The sequence below is a fragment of the Spirochaetae bacterium HGW-Spirochaetae-1 genome (assembly GCA_002839375.1).
In the GTDB taxonomy this organism is placed as follows: domain Bacteria; phylum Spirochaetota; class UBA4802; order UBA4802; family UBA5550; genus PGXY01.
This window is the reverse complement of record PGXY01000004.1, coordinates 108,122-125,889: the sequence shown is the minus strand read 5'-3', so window position 1 is coordinate 125,889 and position 17,768 is coordinate 108,122. Positions and strand designations below refer to the sequence as shown.

Annotated in this window: 19 protein-coding genes; 14 read left to right on the top strand and 5 right to left on the bottom strand. The window is 47.9% G+C overall.

Going from position 1 to position 17,768, the window contains the following annotated elements; all coding sequences use genetic code 11:
* Positions 1-23 precede the first annotated feature (23 nt).
* From rpmH to trmE, 6 genes are all read left to right on the top strand, one after another.
* A complete protein-coding gene (rpmH, locus tag CVV44_08435; GenBank protein PKL38887.1) occupies positions 24-182 on the top strand; it encodes a 50S ribosomal protein L34 in 159 nt (52 codons plus the stop codon).
* Positions 170-604 carry a ribonuclease P protein component gene (gene rnpA / locus CVV44_08430; protein ID PKL38886.1) on the top strand — a complete coding sequence of 145 codons (435 nt, stop codon included), beginning with the start codon at positions 170-172 and terminating at the stop codon, positions 602-604. Before rpmH ends, rnpA begins: the two co-directional genes overlap by 13 nt.
* Entirely contained in the window at positions 604-882 is a 279-nt protein-coding gene (locus tag CVV44_08425; GenBank protein ID PKL38885.1) for a membrane protein insertion efficiency factor YidD, read from the top strand. Before rnpA ends, CVV44_08425 begins: the two co-directional genes overlap by 1 nt.
* Positions 883-970: 88 nt before the next feature.
* Complete coding sequence (locus tag CVV44_08420; protein ID PKL38884.1) at positions 971-2,638, top strand: hypothetical protein; 1,668 nt, start codon at positions 971-973, stop codon at positions 2,636-2,638.
* Positions 2,639-2,702: 64 nt separating this feature from the next.
* Entirely contained in the window at positions 2,703-3,347 is a 645-nt protein-coding gene (locus CVV44_08415) for an RNA-binding protein (GenBank protein ID PKL38883.1), read from the top strand.
* A 2-nt stretch (positions 3,348-3,349) separates the two neighbouring features.
* Positions 3,350-4,705, top strand: a complete 1,356-nt coding sequence (trmE, locus tag CVV44_08410) for a tRNA uridine-5-carboxymethylaminomethyl(34) synthesis GTPase MnmE (protein ID PKL38882.1) — start codon at positions 3,350-3,352, stop codon at positions 4,703-4,705.
* Positions 4,706-4,714: 9 nt separating this feature from the next.
* Here trmE and CVV44_08405 read toward each other — a convergent pair whose 3' ends face one another.
* Complete coding sequence (locus CVV44_08405; protein ID PKL38881.1) at positions 4,715-5,638, bottom strand: hypothetical protein; 924 nt, start codon at positions 5,636-5,638, stop codon at positions 4,715-4,717.
* 292 nt (positions 5,639-5,930) lie between these two features.
* On the opposite strand from CVV44_08405, the gene CVV44_08400 reads away from it, so the two are divergent.
* Complete coding sequence (locus tag CVV44_08400; protein ID PKL38880.1) at positions 5,931-6,380, top strand: hypothetical protein; 450 nt, start codon at positions 5,931-5,933, stop codon at positions 6,378-6,380.
* A gap of 47 nt (positions 6,381-6,427) precedes the next feature.
* Here CVV44_08400 and CVV44_08395 read toward each other — a convergent pair whose 3' ends face one another.
* Entirely contained in the window at positions 6,428-7,237 is an 810-nt protein-coding gene (locus tag CVV44_08395; GenBank protein PKL38879.1) for a hypothetical protein, read from the bottom strand.
* A 190-nt stretch (positions 7,238-7,427) separates the two neighbouring features.
* Between CVV44_08395 and CVV44_08390 the strand changes: the two genes are divergently transcribed.
* Positions 7,428-8,654 (top strand): phosphohydrolase, encoded by a 1,227-nt coding sequence (locus CVV44_08390; protein PKL38878.1) that lies wholly within the window; start codon positions 7,428-7,430, stop codon positions 8,652-8,654.
* On the opposite strand, the gene CVV44_08385 is transcribed toward CVV44_08390, so the two are convergent.
* On the bottom strand, positions 8,645-8,848 hold the full coding sequence (locus CVV44_08385; protein ID PKL38877.1) for a hypothetical protein: 204 nt from the start codon (positions 8,846-8,848) through the stop codon (positions 8,645-8,647). The two genes, CVV44_08390 and CVV44_08385, sit on opposite strands and share 10 nt — an antisense overlap.
* An 84-nt stretch (positions 8,849-8,932) precedes the next feature.
* Positions 8,933-9,565, bottom strand: coding sequence for a nitroreductase family protein (locus CVV44_08380; GenBank protein PKL38876.1), 633 nt, complete (start codon positions 9,563-9,565; stop codon positions 8,933-8,935).
* Between the two features lie 134 nt (positions 9,566-9,699).
* Here CVV44_08380 and CVV44_08375 point away from each other — a divergent pair, with 134 nt between their 5' ends.
* From CVV44_08375 to CVV44_08365, 3 genes are read left to right on the top strand one after another with little or no spacing between them, the layout of a single operon-like run.
* Positions 9,700-10,605, top strand: coding sequence for an NAD(+) kinase (locus CVV44_08375; protein ID PKL38875.1), 906 nt, complete (start codon positions 9,700-9,702; stop codon positions 10,603-10,605).
* 28 nt (positions 10,606-10,633) lie between these two features.
* A complete protein-coding gene (gene recN, locus CVV44_08370) occupies positions 10,634-12,340 on the top strand; it encodes a DNA repair protein RecN (protein ID PKL38874.1) in 1,707 nt (568 codons plus the stop codon).
* A gap of 16 nt (positions 12,341-12,356) precedes the next feature.
* Complete coding sequence (locus CVV44_08365) at positions 12,357-12,938, top strand: hypothetical protein (protein PKL38873.1); 582 nt, start codon at positions 12,357-12,359, stop codon at positions 12,936-12,938.
* On the opposite strand, the gene CVV44_08360 is transcribed toward CVV44_08365, so the two are convergent.
* Positions 12,930-14,897 (bottom strand): GNAT family N-acetyltransferase, encoded by a 1,968-nt coding sequence (locus tag CVV44_08360; GenBank protein ID PKL38872.1) that lies wholly within the window; start codon positions 14,895-14,897, stop codon positions 12,930-12,932. The two genes, CVV44_08365 and CVV44_08360, sit on opposite strands and share 9 nt — an antisense overlap.
* 182 nt (positions 14,898-15,079) lie before the next feature.
* Here CVV44_08360 and CVV44_08355 point away from each other — a divergent pair, with 182 nt between their 5' ends.
* Genes CVV44_08355 through CVV44_08345 form a run of 3 tightly spaced genes read left to right on the top strand, consistent with a single transcriptional unit; the run spans position 15,080 to position 17,734 of the window.
* Entirely contained in the window at positions 15,080-15,940 is an 861-nt protein-coding gene (locus tag CVV44_08355; protein PKL38871.1) for a hypothetical protein, read from the top strand.
* Positions 15,937-16,974, top strand: a complete 1,038-nt coding sequence (locus tag CVV44_08350) for a hypothetical protein (GenBank protein ID PKL38870.1) — start codon at positions 15,937-15,939, stop codon at positions 16,972-16,974. Before CVV44_08355 ends, CVV44_08350 begins: the two co-directional genes overlap by 4 nt.
* Positions 16,961-17,734, top strand: a complete 774-nt coding sequence (locus tag CVV44_08345; protein ID PKL38869.1) for a molybdenum ABC transporter ATP-binding protein — start codon at positions 16,961-16,963, stop codon at positions 17,732-17,734. Before CVV44_08350 ends, CVV44_08345 begins: the two co-directional genes overlap by 14 nt.
* Positions 17,735-17,768: the final 34 nt, after the last annotated feature.

The window sequence follows — 17,768 nt, the reverse complement described above, 5'->3', positions numbered from 1 at the left end:
ATACAAATAACGAGGTGACTTGCATGAAAAGGACATTTCAACCAAGCAGACTGAAAAGAAATAGAACACATGGTTTCATGGCTCGGATGAGTTCTGCTGAAGGACGCAAAGTATTGAAAAGAAGAAGAAGGAAAGGGAGACATAAATTAACCGTTTCTGATGAGAAGAGATTACCCAAATAAACCGGTTTAAACTCAAGGATATAGTATTTTATCCAGTGAAAAGGAGATACTCTTTAAAAGGCAGGGATTTATTCAGAGAAATATTTACAAAAGGGAAGAGATTCAAAGGTAAAGGGATTCACTTATTATTATTACCCTGCCCGGGAGTTACACAAAGCGCGAAGAACACGGAAGAAGAAAAATCTGTTTTTAATACTGTAAATGAAATAAAGATCGGCATTACTATTCAGAAAAGATTTGGTAAAGCACACGTCAGGAATAAGGCAAAAAGGATAATCAGAGCACTATGCAGTGAAATGCTGGAAGATATGTTAAGAGGATTTCATATTATTATCCGACCCAATGATGAGTTTAAAAATATGAAATACGAAGAACAGAAAAACGAACTGAGAAGACTTCTGCATAAAGCCGGGATTTTATAATGATTAAATATATCCACGCAATTACCAGTATAGTGGGCACATTAGCGATTACGGTATTGATTCTTTTTATAAAGGGATATAAGATCTTTATCTCATCACTTTTGCCAGCCTCGTGCAGATATTACCCCACCTGTTCTTCTTATGCCATTGAAGCATTGAGAAAACATGGTTTTTTAAAGGGTTTTTATTTATCATCCAAACGCATTATCAGTTGTAATCCCTACAGTGATGGTGGGTACGACCCTGTTCCGGAAACGTTTCACTTTTTAAACAGATAACTATTCTTCTCATTGCCCTCGTGTATCCTTTTCATTGTGTGACGTTCAGTCACAACAGATCTTTCAATTATTCACAGGGGATGAGATTATGGAAAAGAGAACCTTACTGGCAGTTGTCCTGTCAGCGGCAATATGGATAGCATGGTTTATAATATTTAAACCGGAACCCCAGGTTGTAGATAATAAAGCTGTCCAGAAAACACAGCAGGAAAAAACCACACAGAAGACTTCTGACCAGGGGTCTGCAATTAACACACCGCTTGCTTCGAATAAACCTGTATCAATTACGGCTCCGGAAACCAGGGGCAGCGAAACTACGACCCTTGTCGAAACCGAACAATATAAAGCCGTCTTCAGCAACAGAGGGGCGGTCATTAAAAGTATGCTTCTCAAGGAAAAGGATGTTCAGGTCGTTGTTCCGCAAAACACCTTCGCCGCCCGGGGCATGCTGGATTTTGCCCTGCATTTCAATGATAATGAATTCATGAACGGCAATGTTCTCGATTCTTCTTACTGGAACATGACGGAGAAGGCAAACAACACCATCCGTTTTGCCACCCGAATCATACTGAACGGGGTTCCCCTGGAAATTCAGAAAACATTTATTTTCACGGAGAAGGGAGACAGTTTCCGTCTTGAATACACTCTCATCAATAAAGGCAGGAGTGATCTGACCCTGCCTAATAACAGCATCATCGTTTCACCTACGGACCTTCTGGGGCCATCCCTTGATTTTACAAACAGTTATAACACCATGAAGGGTATTTGTTCTCTTAATGAAAAATATAAGAACGAAACCAAAGGGAGCGGGTTCTTTTCCAAGGCCGGTATCATCAAAAAGGAAGAGGGGAATGTGAACTGGATAGGCGTGGCCAGCCGGTATCTCCTGGTTATAATGATTCCGGAAAAATTCAGCGGTTCCAGCATGATGATGGATAATCGCGCCGAAACGGGCTTCAGAACGGGTATGCTTGTTCCAGTGGACACCATGCGTCCCGGCGGTTCCGTGACAAAAAGCTACACCGTCTTTCTGGGCGAGCAGAATAAGGATCGTCTGGCAGCAGTCGATAAAAAAATCGAAAAGGCGGCCGATATCAGCATGCTGATTGAGCCTATACGGTATTTCGTTATCTGGTCTCTCAAAAATATTAACAAGCTTTTTGGAAACATGGGGTGGTCCCTGGTAATTTTCTCCATTCTCACCAAGGTCGTCTTTATGCCGCTGACGAAGAAGTCCACTGATTCCATGAAAAAAATGCAGGCCCTGACGCCGAAAATAAATGAAATCAAGGCGAAGTACAAGGATAAACCCGATGTGATGCAGAAGGAAATGATGAATATGTATCGCGAGAACAAGGTGAATCCCATGGGGGGATGTCTGCCTATTCTCCTTCAGATGCCCTTTTTCTTCGCCCTCTACAGCGCCCTGATCAATTCCATGGATCTCTGGCATGCGCCCTTTATATTCTGGATCAAAGACTTGTCAATGCCCGATACTGTAGCCACTATCGCTGGATTCAATGTGAATATTCTGCCCGTTCTTATGACGATTTCTACTTTTCTCCAGCAGAAGCTCACCACCGTGGATACGGGGCAGAGCCAGCAGCAGAAGATGATGATGACCATCATGCCGCTGGTTTTCATTTTTATTTTCTGGTCCATGCCTTCAGGGCTGGTCCTGTACTGGACGCTGCAGAACTTTTTCCAGGTGGCAAACCAGCTTATCGTGAATAGATTTTCAAAGGAAACGGCATAATCTTTTGCCCGAATAATAACCTGAAACAGGAAAAACAGACACTTATATATAATGGAGGCAATATATGAAAGTCCTCGAAATGGAAGGAAAGACAGTAGATGACGCGACAAAAAGAGCTCTTGAAGAACTGGGAATACAGGATGCCTCAAGGGTAAACATTGAAGTACTTGAACAGGGGAAAAGCGGAATTTTCGGATTTGGTGTATCAAAGCAGGCCAAGGTGCGGGTTTTCTACAATGAGAGCTCGGCCGATGTGGGGGATACCACCAGGGAGATTCTTCTCGCGATATTAAATAAAATGGGCATTGATGCCCGTGTAAAAGACCTGAAAGAAGGTGAATCCAAAGTCTACATAGAACTGGAGAGCGAAAAGAATTCAGGCCTGATAATAGGCAGAAAGGGGAAAACCCTGGAAGCGCTACAGTTCATGGTCAATCTCATGGTGAACCACCAGACGCAGAGTGAGAAAAAAATCATACTGGATATTGAAGAATACCGGGAGAAGAGGGAGCGGGCACTGCGGAAAATGTCCCGCGACATCGCACACAAAGTAATTAAATCGGGAAAACCCTGGACCCTGGAACCCATGAATCCCTTCGAGCGCCGTCTGATTCATCTTGCCCTGCAGAATGACAGCAGGGTGACGACCAAGAGCGAAGGGCAGGGCATTTACCGTAAAATCAAGATAATGCCGGCAAATCATCAGTAAAAATGTACGACGATACAATCTGCGCACCAGCCACTTCTCCGGTCAATGCACCAATCGCCATAATTCGTATGAGCGGCCCCGGTTCTCTCGGGGCCGTACAATCCCTCTTCAGCAACGCTTCCTCTATTGAAAATCGTCATGCCCGGTACGGGTCAATAATTGACCAGGGCAAGGCTGTCGATGATGTTATTCTGGTTTTTTATGAAGGACCCGGCAGCTATACCGGCGAGGACATGGTGGAAATCTTCTGCCACGGCAACCAGATAATCGTGCATCGCATACTCGATCTTCTTTTTCGCCGGGGGATACGCATGGCAGAGCCGGGGGAATTCAGCAGGAGGGCCTTCCTGAACGGGAAGATGGATCTCACCGAAGCGGAGGCCATCAACCAGGTGATACTGGCCAGGAGTGCATGGGAAGTCGAGGCCGCCCTGATGCAGATGCACGGCTCACTCCGCGAGGCCATTGCCGGAATTCGTGATAAGTGCATCACCCTGAAGGCCGATGTCGAGGCCGGCATAGATTTTATCGGCGAGGATATTGAATTTGTCAGCAGCGAGGAATCCCTCCGTATTGCAGGGACTATCCTCGGTGACCTGGAGGATGTTCTCCTGCGCTGCCGCCTGGGGGAGAAAGTGTCCCGGGGATTCGACGTGACAATTGCGGGGAAACCCAATGTGGGTAAATCAAGTATCCTGAACATGCTCTTAAACCAGGAGAGGGCCATTGTTTCTGATATTCCCGGTACAACACGGGATCTTATAAAGGAAACCGTCCAGATAGAGGGACTGGCCGTGAATCTCATTGATACGGCCGGCATCAACAGGAGCGGTGACACCATTGAAAAAATCGGTATCGAGCTGAGCCATAAAAACATTGCCACGGCATCTATCGTGGTGATGGTACTGGACGGGACTACGGGGATTACCGATGTAGACCGGGATATACTCAGGGAGGTCAGCACGAAGAGAACTCTCTACCTCATCAATAAAATTGACCTGGCCTCGGAAGAAACGGTGCGTCCCATGGAAACGGAACTGATGCAGACCGTGATCCGCTTTTCAGCGAAGACCGGTGAGGGTCTGAGAACCCTGGAAAAGGCTATAGCCGGAATACTCCACCATGAGTTTGTCGATGTGAGCAACACCTTTATTGCCGATGTCAGGGTTATGACTCTTCTTGAAAAGGCCATAGTAAATGTACAGCAGGCCCTTCTTCTGGTGGAGTCCAAAGAGCCGCCGGAAATCATTGCCTTCGAACTGCAATCACTCCTGGAAAACCTGGGAGATATCACCGGTGAGATCACACCTGACGATATTCTGGGATCCATTTTCAGCCGGTTCTGTATTGGGAAATGATTCGGTCTTTTAATACCGGAGCGTAGCCCCATAACTGAGAAAATGAGTATTATAGGTGCTCACAGATGTTGTGCTTACTTGAAACTTGCCACCCAGCCCAGATACATTAGTGCTGCTGTACCGGTACCAGGTAAAGGAATAGAATAAATTCAGTGAGACGTAATCCGGGAGATTCAGAGCTAATCCCGCATCAGGGCCTGCATGGAAGTATTGATTGGAATCGTATCCCATGTTTAATCCGCCGGAAAAATTAAGCATATCCACTATGAGATGGGAAAAACCGAAGCGAAGCGATTTTTTTGAAAAAGTTTCATTCAGGGCATCGGAAGATATCCAGAGCAGGGACAATCCAGCGTCCAGAGAAGTCCGGTCAGTGTAGGTATAGACCAGCTCTCCATAAACATCGAAGGTGTCGTATGTAATATCCATGTTCTCGGCCAATGAATCGGAATAAAACGAGAAAGAAGTCCGGTTGAAGGAAAATTCTCCGCCGGCATAAACTTTATCGAAGTACCAGCCCAGTGTAAAAAGGGAAGCGATCCTTCTATATTGTGATTCACCGAAAAAGTATCCCACCTCAACCCCTGCTTCAAGCTTCTTGTAATATCTCTGATTGATGCCAAAATCAAAGCGGTTGATATGCAGGTAATCATATTCTGTTGTGGAGGCTATTATCTGTGAATCGACCAGGGGGGAAACCTGGTAATTCAAATAATGCAGATAGGAAATCTTGAGAGACACGGCATCCAGGTCATATTGAAAAGATGCAAAGGGCTGCAGGTTGTTATATGCTTCGGTTCCTCCGGCAGAGAAGGCCCCTTTTATGCCGGCAGTGGCTGTCCAGGATTTATCGTCGGCGGCTGAAACCGGGGATGCGGAATATAGGTACAAACCGATGAGTAAAATAAGAGAAATCTTAGTATTTATTCTCATGAATCATCATTCTCCTTAATAATGACAGAAAGAGCATATGGATATACAAAATACCATTAGTATGATAATACAATCAAGCATTGATTATGTGACAATCTTTTTATAATCAATTATATAAAATATCCGGATCATCGAAACGGGAAAAAAATTATGAAAAGCATCAAAAATTTGTCATTCCTTTCCCCGATGATTGTATCACAAAGTACGAATGAAGCACGAAGAATCCCGAAATGATTTGTTTGCCTGAACGCCGGCTCAAGAAACAAACCAGAAAGGATTGACGGCATCATTGATGCATGTGAAAGAAAAAGGAGAAAAGAAAATGAAAAAGATCAATATGTTTCTTTTAATGATGGCGATGATATTGCCTGCAGGCCTTTACGCACAGGATGTGGAATCAACGGATGCGGTGAAACCTGCAAAAAAAGCCGAGGTACGTGAGCAGAAGAAAGAGAAGAAACAGGCTAGAGTCCAGAATCGAAAAGAAATCAGGGAAGAAAAAAAGGCGGCAGTAGAAGAGGAGAATCAGGAGCGTGTTGAAAACAGGCTTGAGAACAGGAATGAAACAAAGGAAGCCCTGAAAGAACAGCATAAAGAAAAAGCACAGAACAGGGTTGACAAGAAAGATGAGGCCAAGGATAAGGCTGAGCAAAAAAAGAAAACAGTTCAGGAAAGAAAAGAGAAACGAGAAACGAATCGTGAAATGAGACAGGAGCGAAGGGGAACCCGTTCCGGCAAGTAACGTTTTTTCGGGGCATCCTTCCGGTATATTGCGGGGTGATGCCCCGGCTATATTTTTTCCACGAAATAATTTTTTATCAGGTCGAAGTCCTCGCAGCTGTACGCCACGACGTATTCGGGGAATTTATAATCATTATTCACAATTTCACGGTAATCCAGGTCACGCCCTGACAAATATTTAATCTGTCCTCCCGCCCTGAGAATAACAGGTATGGCGCCGGCCCAGTCCCATAAGTAGGACTGCCCGATAAAAGCCAGGGAGCGGTTGCGCCGGTTGTCGGCGAGGAGGCAGGCATGAAGCGCCGATGATCCCAGGTTTCTGATTTTTCCCGGTGCCGTCAGGGTAAATTTTCTCGGAAATTCCGATGCAATAAAGATATTAGTCTCATTGTCCACGCCGATATTCTTGTCCACTTCCAGGACATGTCCGTTCAGGTATGCATGGTCATCATCGTTGTGGAAAAGCATGCCGCAGCCCGGGGAGAAAACAAATCCATAGAGGGGGGAATAACCCCTGAACACTCCGATGGAAATACACCATATGGGAAGGTGCATGCTGTACATGGCGGTGCCGTCAATGGGATCAATTATAAAGGAGAGCGCATCATCTCTCATCTGGCGTTTGCTGATGTCAAAATTTTCTTCGTGCACGAAGACCGCCCCGGGAAATCTGCCGCTGATCTCCTTGATCAGAAGGTCCTGTACCTGCAGGTCAGCCTGGGTGACAATTGAGGTATCATCCTTTCGACGTACTGTCATGCCATGCACCTGGATGTCACGGGCCAATGCGCCGGCCTTTGTGATGAGATCGATGAAAAATTTGAAATCGTTTTTATTAAAGGGTTTGTTTTCTGTCATATGCTCCGCCGTAGTCTCATAAAAGGATAAAACAGGTGTTGTTATATGCAATCATAATTTTACAGCGTAACAATTAAATGACGGTTAAGACAAAAAACTTGACAGTACGAGGAAAAAAAGGATATATTTTTTGGATGGCATGCTTTCAGATAGTCGGGCTCAGCAGCGTACCGGTTAACGGTTGAAACATATGGATGAGACAAAAACGATAAAGGAGATTCTCCGGCTTGGTTCCGAACTAAACACAGTTCAGGATGTTGATATTCTTTTGGAGCGCATTCTCCTGAAAGCACGGCGTTTCGTCAATGCCGATGCCGGTACCATTTATGTCAAGGAAGGCAACGAGCTTGTTTTTTCTCATGCCCAGAACGATACCCAGCAGAACAAGCTGCCTCCGGGGAAAAAGCTGATATACTCTTCTTTTCGTGTTCCCATAAATGAAAGGTCCATTTCGGGCTATGTGGCCTCGCGGGGGGAACTGCTCAATATCCCCGATGTATACGGCATTGAAAGTGAGACATCATATCATTTCGACCAGTCATATGACAAGCGCTCAAATTACACAACGAAGTCAATGCTCACGGTGCCTTTAAAGAATCAGACCGGGGATGTCCTCGGAGTTCTTCAGATAATCAATACCCTGAACAGAGACGGCGCCATTGACGTATTTTCCTCTGATGACGAACTCTACGTGACTCACTTTGCCAGCTCGGCCAGCATGGTCCTTCAGCGCGCCCAGATGACGCGCGCCCTTCTGCTTCGCATGATACAGATGGCCGAGCTCCGTGATCCCAAGGAGACAGGAGCACACGTAAACAGGGTGGCATCCTATGCCATGGAGATATACGAGAAGTGGGCCCATTACAAAGGGATATCCCCCGAGGAGATCGAACGGAACCGTGATGTCCTGAGGATGGCGGCCATGCTTCACGATGTAGGGAAGGTAGCCATTTCCGACCTGATCCTTAAAAAGCCCGAACGTTTTACCCAGGAGGAATTTGAGATCATGAAGGCCCACACCTTCCTGGGAGCCCGCCTTTTCAGTGACAAGCAGAGCCATTTTGATGAGGTTGCCGCGCAGGTGGCCCTGACCCACCATGAGAACTGGGATGGGACCGGGTATCCCGGATATGTGGATGCCAATACGGGGAAGCCGCTGGAAAAGGATTCCCGGGGAAAGGCGCTCCCGCGCAAGGGTGAGGATATTTCCATCTACGGCCGAATAGTATCGCTTGCCGATGTCTATGATGCCCTTTCTTCAAAACGCGTATACAAGGACGCCTGGCAGGAGGGAGCAGTGCTTGACGAAATCAGGAAAATGAAGGGTTCAAAATTTGACCCCGACCTGGTGGATATTTTCTTTGAAATACTCGATGTGCTGCGCTCCATACAGTCGCGCTATCCCGATCACGACTGATTCTCGTGCTCCTCGAAGACGAGTCCTTTCAACGGTTCCGATACAATGATACCCGTTTCAGTCAGGGCCAGGTCATAGGAAGACCCGCAGTCGGGACAGATGAAAATGATGGAAAATCCCTGTTCTGCTTTTTTAAATGATATGTGAAACCCCCTGGAATAACCGCAGGTGGCGCATACGCGAAACTCGTCCATAATAAATCCTCCCTTTTTTGTTGAAATATCTCAATGAGGCTCTGACCCTGTCTCCTGTACATACCTGCCCGTGATTATACCTCCTTAGCGGTACCTGTCAACCATGACATATTTTTCCGGATCCCGGCGCGCCGGCCTTTCCAGGAGTTTCAGATCCTCGGCCGGGTACCCCACGGCGACGAGCAGGGGGATGATGATGTGTTCGGGTATGCCGAACTCCATTTTGACCTTTTCGCTCTCGAAGCCGTCCATGGGATGGGTCTCCAGTCCCAGGCCCCGGGCCGCGATCATGAGGTTCATGGCGTAGAAGGCGGCGTTTTTGACGGCAAAGATAGTGCGCTTTTCGCTGCCGGGGTCGCCGTACATTTTGAAGGGGGCTTTCCTGGTTTTTTCCAGATCTTCCCGTTTCATGTACCCCTGCCTGATTCGGTTTTCCAGCACCTCATTGATATTTTCCTCCACAGCGATGGTGTTGGCCAGGATGATGAGAGTGACCGAGGCTTCCTCCACCTTTGCCTGGTCATAGGCGCACTGGCGGAGAATTTTTTTTCTTTCGGGGCTGCGCACCGCGATGACCTCCCAGGGCTGCAGGTTGAAGGAGGAAGGAGCCAGGCCGGCCAGGCGAAACAGCTCATTCAGTGTTTCGTCGGGTATGGTTCTCCCGGGATCAAAAAAATTGATGGATCGCCTTTCAGTTATGGCCTGGGAAACATTCATGAGCTTACTCCGTATAAATAGTGTTCAATGAGTGAGTCGATACTTCGTACCTATTAATGTGCATAGTATCGGGAAAAGTAAGAAAGGCAAGGAAGATATTGTTACATATATAATATTTTAATTGACGCGGGGTTATGTCGCTCTATAGAATTCCAGATCAAGAGAGGAGATCCGCCATGATAAAGTCAGTCGCTATCAACTTCCGGCCCGATGATGAAGCCTCTATGCCTCTCATCAGGGACCTGGTGGATATACTGACACAGCGCAGCGTTCAGGTCCTCCTGCCCGGGTATTCCATACTGGATAATCATGGACTGGGTAAATTCACAGCTCATGAGAAAAATTTTACAGAAAAATCGGACCTGGTTGTGGCTGTGGGCGGTGACGGTACTTTTCTTCGAACGGCAAGAATGTGTGTGGAATCGGGGCAGCCCATCATGGGGATAAACCGGGGTACGCTGGGATTTCTCACGGAATTCAGCCCCCATGAATACCGGGAGTATTTTATCGATATTCTGGAGGGACGGTTCAGCCTGGGGACTCGTGCAGTCCTGAAGGCGGTACACCTGAGAAACGGAAAGGAACAGGACAGCTCCTATTTTATCAATGATGCCGTACTTTCCAAGGGGGCCTTTTCGCGGGCCATTACGGTGCGTCTTGAACTGGATGGAGAGTTCCTCAACTGTTATAGCGGTGACGGACTCATCATTGCCACGGCAACGGGATCTACGGCCTATTCATTGTCGGCGGGAGGGCCCATTATCTCACCAATGGTTAACGATGTGTATCTTTTAAACCCGGTATGCCCTCATTCTCTGGCCACGCGGTCCATGGTTATTCCATCGGAGTCTCAGCTCAAGGCCAGGATAGTCACGGAGCTGAAAAATTTATTATTGACAATTGACGGGCAGGAGGCTATCCACATTGAAGGCAATGATGAGGTTCTCTTCATGACAACCAACAGGAAAATAAATCTCATCACCCATCCGAAAAAAAACTTTTACGCTATTCTGAGAGAAAAACTGAACTGGGGGCAATAACCCCCGATACAGAGGAACGGACATCGCCATGATGACAGAACTCCGCATAAAAAATTTTATCATTATAGAAGACCTCTCTATCAATTTTCAGAAGGGTCTCAATGTACTCACCGGTGAAACCGGCGCCGGGAAGTCCATCCTCATCGACGCCATCTCGGGCGTGCTGGGTGAAAAAATGACCACGGACATGATCCGCACCGGCTTTGAAAAGGCCACACTGGAAGGCAGCTTTGATATATCGGCAATGCCCCAGGTAAAGGAACAACTCGATGATATGGGCATAGAATATGATGATGACACTCTCATGCTCCGGAGGGAGCTCTATGCCAGCGGGAAGGGGCGGTGCTTTATGAATGCCGTACAGGTTCCGCTCACCAAGGTGAAGGATGTATCGGAGTATCTCCTGGATATCCACGGACAGAACGAGCATCAGAATATTGTGAAAATTTCGAAACACCGGGAACTGCTGGACAGCTTCGGCGGGCATCAGGTGCAGGTTGAGGAAATACGAAAACTGCACGACTATCTTAACGGCATCAGGGACAAGCTGAAATCCTTTGAAATAGATGAAAGGGAAAAACTGCGCAGGATAGAATATAATTCTTTCGCCATCAGGGAAATTGATGCGGCGGGGCTCAGCACAACCGAAGAAGTTGAACTGAAAAACGAGGCAACGCTGCTGGCAAATGCCGAGAAACTCTTCAGGGCGGTAAACCGGACAGCAGAGCACCTGAACGGTGAAAACGGCGTATTCCAGCAGTTGAAGAGAGCGGAGCAGAGTCTCTCAACGGTTTCGGAATATGACACGGAGATTTCCAACATACTGGAAATAGTCAAGGAGTCCCTTTTTTCCCTGGAGGATGTCTCCTGTTTTCTCAGGGACTATCAGGGTAAAATCGATTTTTCTCCGGAACGCATAAACCAGGTGGAGGAGCGCCTTGCTCTCATGGCCACACTCAAGAAAAAATACGGTGATACCGTTGAAGACATACTGGAATATGCCGAAAAGGCCCGACGCGAACTTCATGCCATAACTTCCAGCGACGAGGAAATAGAGCGGCTTCACGATGAAGAAAAGCGGACCGTGAAGACAGCCAAGGAAAAGGCCCTGGCCCTTTCCGATGCGCGTAAAGGGGCGGCCAGGATGCTTGAGGACCTGGTGATGAAGGAGCTGAAGGACCTGGGTATGGGCGGCACTATCTTCCGTGTATCCATCAAGCGTGAGGTTAGCCCCGAGGGCGATATAGAGACAGAAGGAAAGACCTATGTGCTTTATCCCCACGGACTGGACCGCGTGGAGTTTCTTATATCGGCCAATGAGGGAGAAGACCTGAAGCAGCTCCGTAAGGTGGCTTCGGGTGGTGAAATGTCCCGCATTATGCTGGCCCTTAAAAACGTGATCCTGTCGTCGGATATCGTGGAGACCCTCATTTTCGATGAGGTCGATGCCGGCATCGGGGGAAAGATCGCCGATATCGTGGGCAAAAAACTGAAACTGCTGGCGCGTAACCGGCAGGTCCTGCTGATCACGCATCTCCCGCAGATCGCTTCCATGTCGGATAATCACTATTACATTCAGAAGGGGAAGACCGGGGACCGGGTTACCACCATTGTCAGGAACCTCAACCGGAAGGACAAGGTGAAGGAAATTGCCAGGATGCTGTCCGGTGAGAATATTACCGATATCACCCTGCAGCATGCCGAGGAGATGGTTGCCCATGCTGAAGCCCAGTAGAGCGCCAGGTGCAAGGGTGGCCGAGTCCATCAATGTTACACAGGTGCTTACGCTCATTATTCAGGAAATCACCCGTTTTTCAGAGACCTTTTCTCATATCGATGTGGAAAAGACCCTGGTTTGCATCGCCTCCAATAGAAAAGGAAGCAGGGGGGGGATATATGGCAAGCTGGTTCCCACCCGTTTCGAAAACGGGTCACCGGTGATTAAACACCGCGGGAAAATTTACACCATTCCCGATATCACACACCGCGGCATCGTACAGAAGTACCTGGTCTATTTCTATATGCCCCGTTTTTTTGATCTGCCGCCCGCTGAGAAACTGCGGGTTATCTTTCATGAGCTGTATCATATAAATCCCGAGTTTAACGGCGATATCAGGAGGATGGCAGCGGTGAAGGCGGCCCATGGTCATTCCCGCGAACATTTCGATTCCCACTTCATAAAGGACATGCATGCCTTCCATGAATATATCACCCTAACGCCCTACATGAAATTTCTTGAGCTGAGCTCCCGTGATCTGTCCCGCCATTTCAGCAAGGTGACGGGGATGAGAATGAAGACTCCGAAGCCCGTTTTACTTCAGGCATCAAGATAAAGAGTCATTGTCTTCAGGAAGACGGCATGCATTATTCTCCAGGTTTATCCGTTTGACCGCTATGCCGTCCTCGAATCCCGATTCAGGAGCGATGCAGCACTTGTCAAATACCCGGATCATAGTTTTATTCTGCGGCAGTATAAAGGCCTTGAGCTGACGTATATGCCGCTCCTGGGCGATGCGTATCAGATAATTAAGGAGGAAGGTTCCGATGCCCTGCCCCTGGAACTGCTCGTCAACGATAAAGGCCGTCTCATAACTGTCATCATGGGAATCATAGGCATAGCGGGCTTCGGCTATTATGCGTTCCGTGCGTCCTTTCTCGACGATGGCAACAATGGAAATTATTTTATCATAATCGGTGTTGACATATTTCTGCATTTCCCTGTGGAGCATGACGGATTTTTTAACAAAATACCGGAAATATTTCGCTTCGTCGGAGAACTGGTAAAAAAGCCGGCGCATCATGTCTTCATCTGATGCCTTTATGGCGCGGAATTTTACCTCCAGGCCGTCTTTGAACAGCTTCCTCGTTTCCAATTCGAAGGGATAATTCCCGGCAAACTGGCTGAGATAGATCTGGTCAGGGTAGGCATACCCCTTTTCCTTGGCCTGCCGGAGCAGCTCCTCCCGGTGATCGGGATGGGCTATGTCGATCATGGCCAGGAGGCGCTCCCTGATACTTTTGCCGAAGAGGTTCGCCACGCCGAATTCCGTGACGACGTAGCGGGTGACTCCCAGCGTGGAACGGACGCGGCTGGCATCCTTCTCGTCGTGGCTGATGACGATGTTGCTGTTCCCATCCTGGTCCGTGGACCGGAGAGCCACGATCGCTTTGCCCTTTTTTGAAAAGGTGGCACCGACGGCGAAGTTGAGTTTGCTTTCATAACCGGAAAGAAGATTGTCGCCGGAATGAAAGATGACGGCTTCGCCGGTGACATCAATTTTTTTAACATTCATGATACTTGTGAGGCGGTGGACCCGCCGTATGACAAAGGGATTGGCCAGTATGGCGATGGGGTGGAATTCAAAGACTGGATTTCGGTCTACGAAGCGGTATAATTCTTCACTGCCGTAGCAGTAACTCGTGGAGATTTGTCCGCCCGTGAAGCGGTTGCGGTCCAGGGAGATTGCGCCCGATTTCGCCAGGTCTATGGCCCAGTCTGAGATCACATGGGTGAGGATTCCCAGATTTTTTTTCGTCTGCAGATACTTCGCCACGGCATCGAAGATGCGGCCGGCATGGAGGGCGACCGTAGATTCGTCGGGGATCAGGTTGGATATATGCCAGCCTATCTTGTCGATAACGGCATTAAAGGGCTTGTTCTTTCTCTCCAGCAGCGGTTCGTCGCTTTCCACCAGGTAATCGACCTGGTCTACGTGAAGGGTTGTTTCTCCATAGGTGACGGGTACATGGGGATTTATTTCCGCTATAATTATGCCGGCATTCTTCATGACGATTGCTGCAACGTCCACGGCTATGCCGAGGCGCATGAAGCCCCGCTCGTCGGGGGGTGTGGTCTGTATGACGGCAATATCAACTCCCAGAGCCCCTGTTTGAAGTATGGCCGGTATTTCAATCAGGTTAGCCGGTATAAAATCGATATTCCCTTCATTAACCTGCTTGCTGATGCTTTCTCCTACGTTAAAGGTCTTGAGCCTGAAACGGTTTGTGGCGATATCGAGCTTTTCCATGAGGGAGTCGAAAATGGTGATGAGCTGGATGATTTCCAGGTCCTGGAGATTCAGTTTTTCCGATGTGAGCAGGGCATTTACCGTGGAAACCGGCGTGGCCGGTCCGCTGGAGAGAAAAATCCTGTTGCCCGGTTTTATCATATCAATGACGCGTTCCATGGGGATTACTTTGGATAGATAATTTTCCTGACGATCAGTCATAGGTGTTCCTGCCTTTGATTTTCTTATGTTCGTTAAAAATTCAGATATGATGTATATACACATCTATACTATATGTTTGTATCGAGGCGGTGTCAATAGCTTTTAATCCCGGGCTATGTCCCGTTTTATTAATTCAATGGCAGGATATGACACCTGCTGTTATTCCCATGATAATCCTTGACTTTCATCGGGAAGGGAGTATACTTTTCATTACGACAATCCAAATCTCCGGTATGGTATAAACATTGTATTCCGATGAAGATATCCAATTAACCTATAGTCAGGTTTATGATCTGCTTGTGACACGGCATATTATAAAGAACCACTCCACCAACAGCGGTGATATCCGTTTTGCGGCTTTAGAGGATACGGACCTCTCTGCATATAGCACTGTACTTGATCTTGGCTGCGGCTATGGTTTTTTTGTGGAATCATTGAATAACAGGCTTCATGGGGAGGCTCGTATAACCGGCCTTGACCTGGTGGAGAACAACCGGGATGCTTTTGTCCACTCGGTACATGCTTCAGGCTACAGGGGAGATTTTATCACGGGGAGGGCCGATATCATCACCGACATGGAAGATGAGGCCTATGATCTGATCATCGCCTGCTATTCTCTCTATTTTTTCCCCCATCTTATAAAGGATATTGCGCGTATACTGAAGCCCGACGGACTGTTCATTGCCGTAACGCACAGTGAGCACACCCTGCGCGAGGCCATAGAATTTGTTCCCCGTTGTATGAAAAAACTGGGCATGATGTTCCCCGATAATCTGCTCCTTAACAGGCTCTTCATGGAGTTTTCTCTTGAAAACGGCCTGGACCGCCTGATGCCCCATTTCACCAGGGTTGATAAAATTGATTTTGAGAACGCCCTGGAATTCAATCGCGATCAGGTAGAGGACTGCATCTACTATATTGAAAAGAAAAAGCACCTTATTTACAAGGAAGTAATGACCGCGTATCCTGACCAGGTCATAGATCTTTCCTCGTGCCTGTCGCAGTCGCTCTATTCCTATGTAAAGAAAAATGGGAAGATAGTCCTGAATAAAAACGACGCTATCTTCCGGTGTTATAAAAACAATAAAGAGACGTTCCCGATATGAAAAAGAAAAAGCAATTTTGTGATTACTGCGGAAACCCTGTTATCCGGAAAGATGCCGACGGCAAGGTCAGGAACGTCTGCGGGACCTGCGGAACGATATTCTATGAGAATCCCCTGCCCGTGGCCAGCTCCATAGTCATCAATGAAGAAAGGGAGCTTCTTCTGGTAAAACGAAAGAAGGACCCCTACAAGGACATGTGGTGTCTGCCCATGGGGTTCGCCGAATCAGATGAAGAGGTACATGAGGCAGCCCTCAGGGAACTGGAAGAGGAAACGGGTATAACCGGAGAAGTTATAAGGCTCATCGATGTTGATACCGTCGATAACGATTTTTATGGCAGCCTGGTCATCGTGGCTTACGAGGTACATGCTACCGGCGGGCTTCTTTCTCCCGGCGATGACGCCCTCGATGCCCGGTACTTCCCCATCAACGCCATTCCGGAATTGGCCTGGACATCCAATACAAAGGCCGTAAAGAAATATCTGGACCTCTACCATGATCTTTGGAAGATGGCCGATGCTGTAAAGGATCTGCTCGATGATAAAACCGTACTGCCGGCAGCCAACAGCGATTCCCGGAAGCAGCAGGAATTCCTGTCCCAGGTGCTCATCCAGATTATCGGCAAGCGCATGAATGAGATTTCACGGCACTGGATGAACGAGGTGAAGGCGCTTCTTCCTGACCTGGCCCCTTTTTCCGGTCTGCTCCTGGATCTCAACAGGAGCGTGGTGAGGACCATACAGTTCTGGCTGGGGAGAGAATCGGATACACTGGGCCTTGAGGAGTTTGCCGAATACGGACTTTCCATGTTCAGGGAGGGGGTTCCCCTGCCATCCCTGCTGACGGCACTGGCCCTGAGCAGAAAATCGATCTGGCTGCATGTGGTCCGGGAGCGGATTCTCCACGCGCCCCTGGACATTTACACAACGCTGGAAATAAACAACAGAATTATATTTTTCTATGACAAAATCAATTATTACCTGGTGAGCGGTTATCTCCTGGGGAAGAAGGCCGGGAAAAATGATCAGAATTGAAGATGTATCTTTGCATACCGCGGAAGGGAAATTCATTCTCAGGGATATATCATGGCATATACAACGCGGTGAAAACTGGGTTCTGTTTGGAAGGAACGGGGCCGGGAAAACCAGGCTCCTGGAAATAATCACGGGCTACCAGTTTCCCAGCAGGGGCGTGGTATATCGGTTTGGTGATTCGTCTGCGGGAAATGATATCCGTGAATTGAGAAAACGCATCGGGTACGTGGGCACGCCGCTTCGGGAGAAGTTCAGTCCCCATGAAAAAATTATTGATGTCGTTCTGAGCGGGATATTTGCTTCGGTGGGACTGTATGAAGAGGCTGAGTACAGTGACCGCGGCTATGCCAGGGACCTTCTCGGCCTTGTGGGAATGGATCTCCGGGTGAATGAACCCTTTGGTGTGCTTTCCGATGGTGAGAAACAGAAGATCATTATGCTCAGGGCCATCATCAATGAACCGGAACTGCTCATCCTTGATGAGCCCTCGAAGGGGCTCGATATCGGTGCCCGCGAGGATCTGCTGGAGGCCATTAAGAAAATTGATGCCCTGGGTAATTCTTCAATATTGTATGTGACGCATCATATTGAAGAGATACTTCCTCTTTTTACCCGGACATATATATTGAAAAACGGGGAGCAATTTTTTTGCGGAAATACGGGAGAAGGAATTACCGGTGAATCTCTTACCATGCTCTTTGAACGTCCCATTGCCGTGGAGCGTATTCATGACCGGTATTATCCTCTTCTTAATCCTTAATCCCCGGAAGGGAGTCTGATCTCTTCGTGAATGA

Coding starts and splice junctions, on each gene's coding strand:
- rpmH (PKL38887.1), top strand. CDS start 24: ATGAAAAGGACATTTCAACCAAGCAGACTGAAAAGAAATAGAACACAT.
- CVV44_08425 (PKL38885.1), top strand. CDS start 604: ATGATTAAATATATCCACGCAATTACCAGTATAGTGGGCACATTAGCG.
- CVV44_08420 (PKL38884.1), top strand. CDS start 971: ATGGAAAAGAGAACCTTACTGGCAGTTGTCCTGTCAGCGGCAATATGG.
- CVV44_08415 (PKL38883.1), top strand. CDS start 2,703: ATGAAAGTCCTCGAAATGGAAGGAAAGACAGTAGATGACGCGACAAAA.
- trmE (PKL38882.1), top strand. CDS start 3,350: ATGTACGACGATACAATCTGCGCACCAGCCACTTCTCCGGTCAATGCA.
- CVV44_08405 (PKL38881.1), bottom strand. CDS start 5,638: ATGAGAATAAATACTAAGATTTCTCTTATTTTACTCATCGGTTTGTAC.
- CVV44_08400 (PKL38880.1), top strand. CDS start 5,931: ATGCATGTGAAAGAAAAAGGAGAAAAGAAAATGAAAAAGATCAATATG.
- CVV44_08395 (PKL38879.1), bottom strand. CDS start 7,237: ATGACAGAAAACAAACCCTTTAATAAAAACGATTTCAAATTTTTCATC.
- CVV44_08390 (PKL38878.1), top strand. CDS start 7,428: ATGGATGAGACAAAAACGATAAAGGAGATTCTCCGGCTTGGTTCCGAA.
- CVV44_08385 (PKL38877.1), bottom strand. CDS start 8,848: ATGGACGAGTTTCGCGTATGCGCCACCTGCGGTTATTCCAGGGGGTTT.
- CVV44_08380 (PKL38876.1), bottom strand. CDS start 9,565: ATGAATGTTTCCCAGGCCATAACTGAAAGGCGATCCATCAATTTTTTT.
- CVV44_08375 (PKL38875.1), top strand. CDS start 9,700: ATGTCGCTCTATAGAATTCCAGATCAAGAGAGGAGATCCGCCATGATA.
- recN (PKL38874.1), top strand. CDS start 10,634: ATGATGACAGAACTCCGCATAAAAAATTTTATCATTATAGAAGACCTC.
- CVV44_08360 (PKL38872.1), bottom strand. CDS start 14,897: ATGTGTATATACATCATATCTGAATTTTTAACGAACATAAGAAAATCA.
- CVV44_08350 (PKL38870.1), top strand. CDS start 15,937: ATGAAAAAGAAAAAGCAATTTTGTGATTACTGCGGAAACCCTGTTATC.
- CVV44_08345 (PKL38869.1), top strand. CDS start 16,961: ATGATCAGAATTGAAGATGTATCTTTGCATACCGCGGAAGGGAAATTC.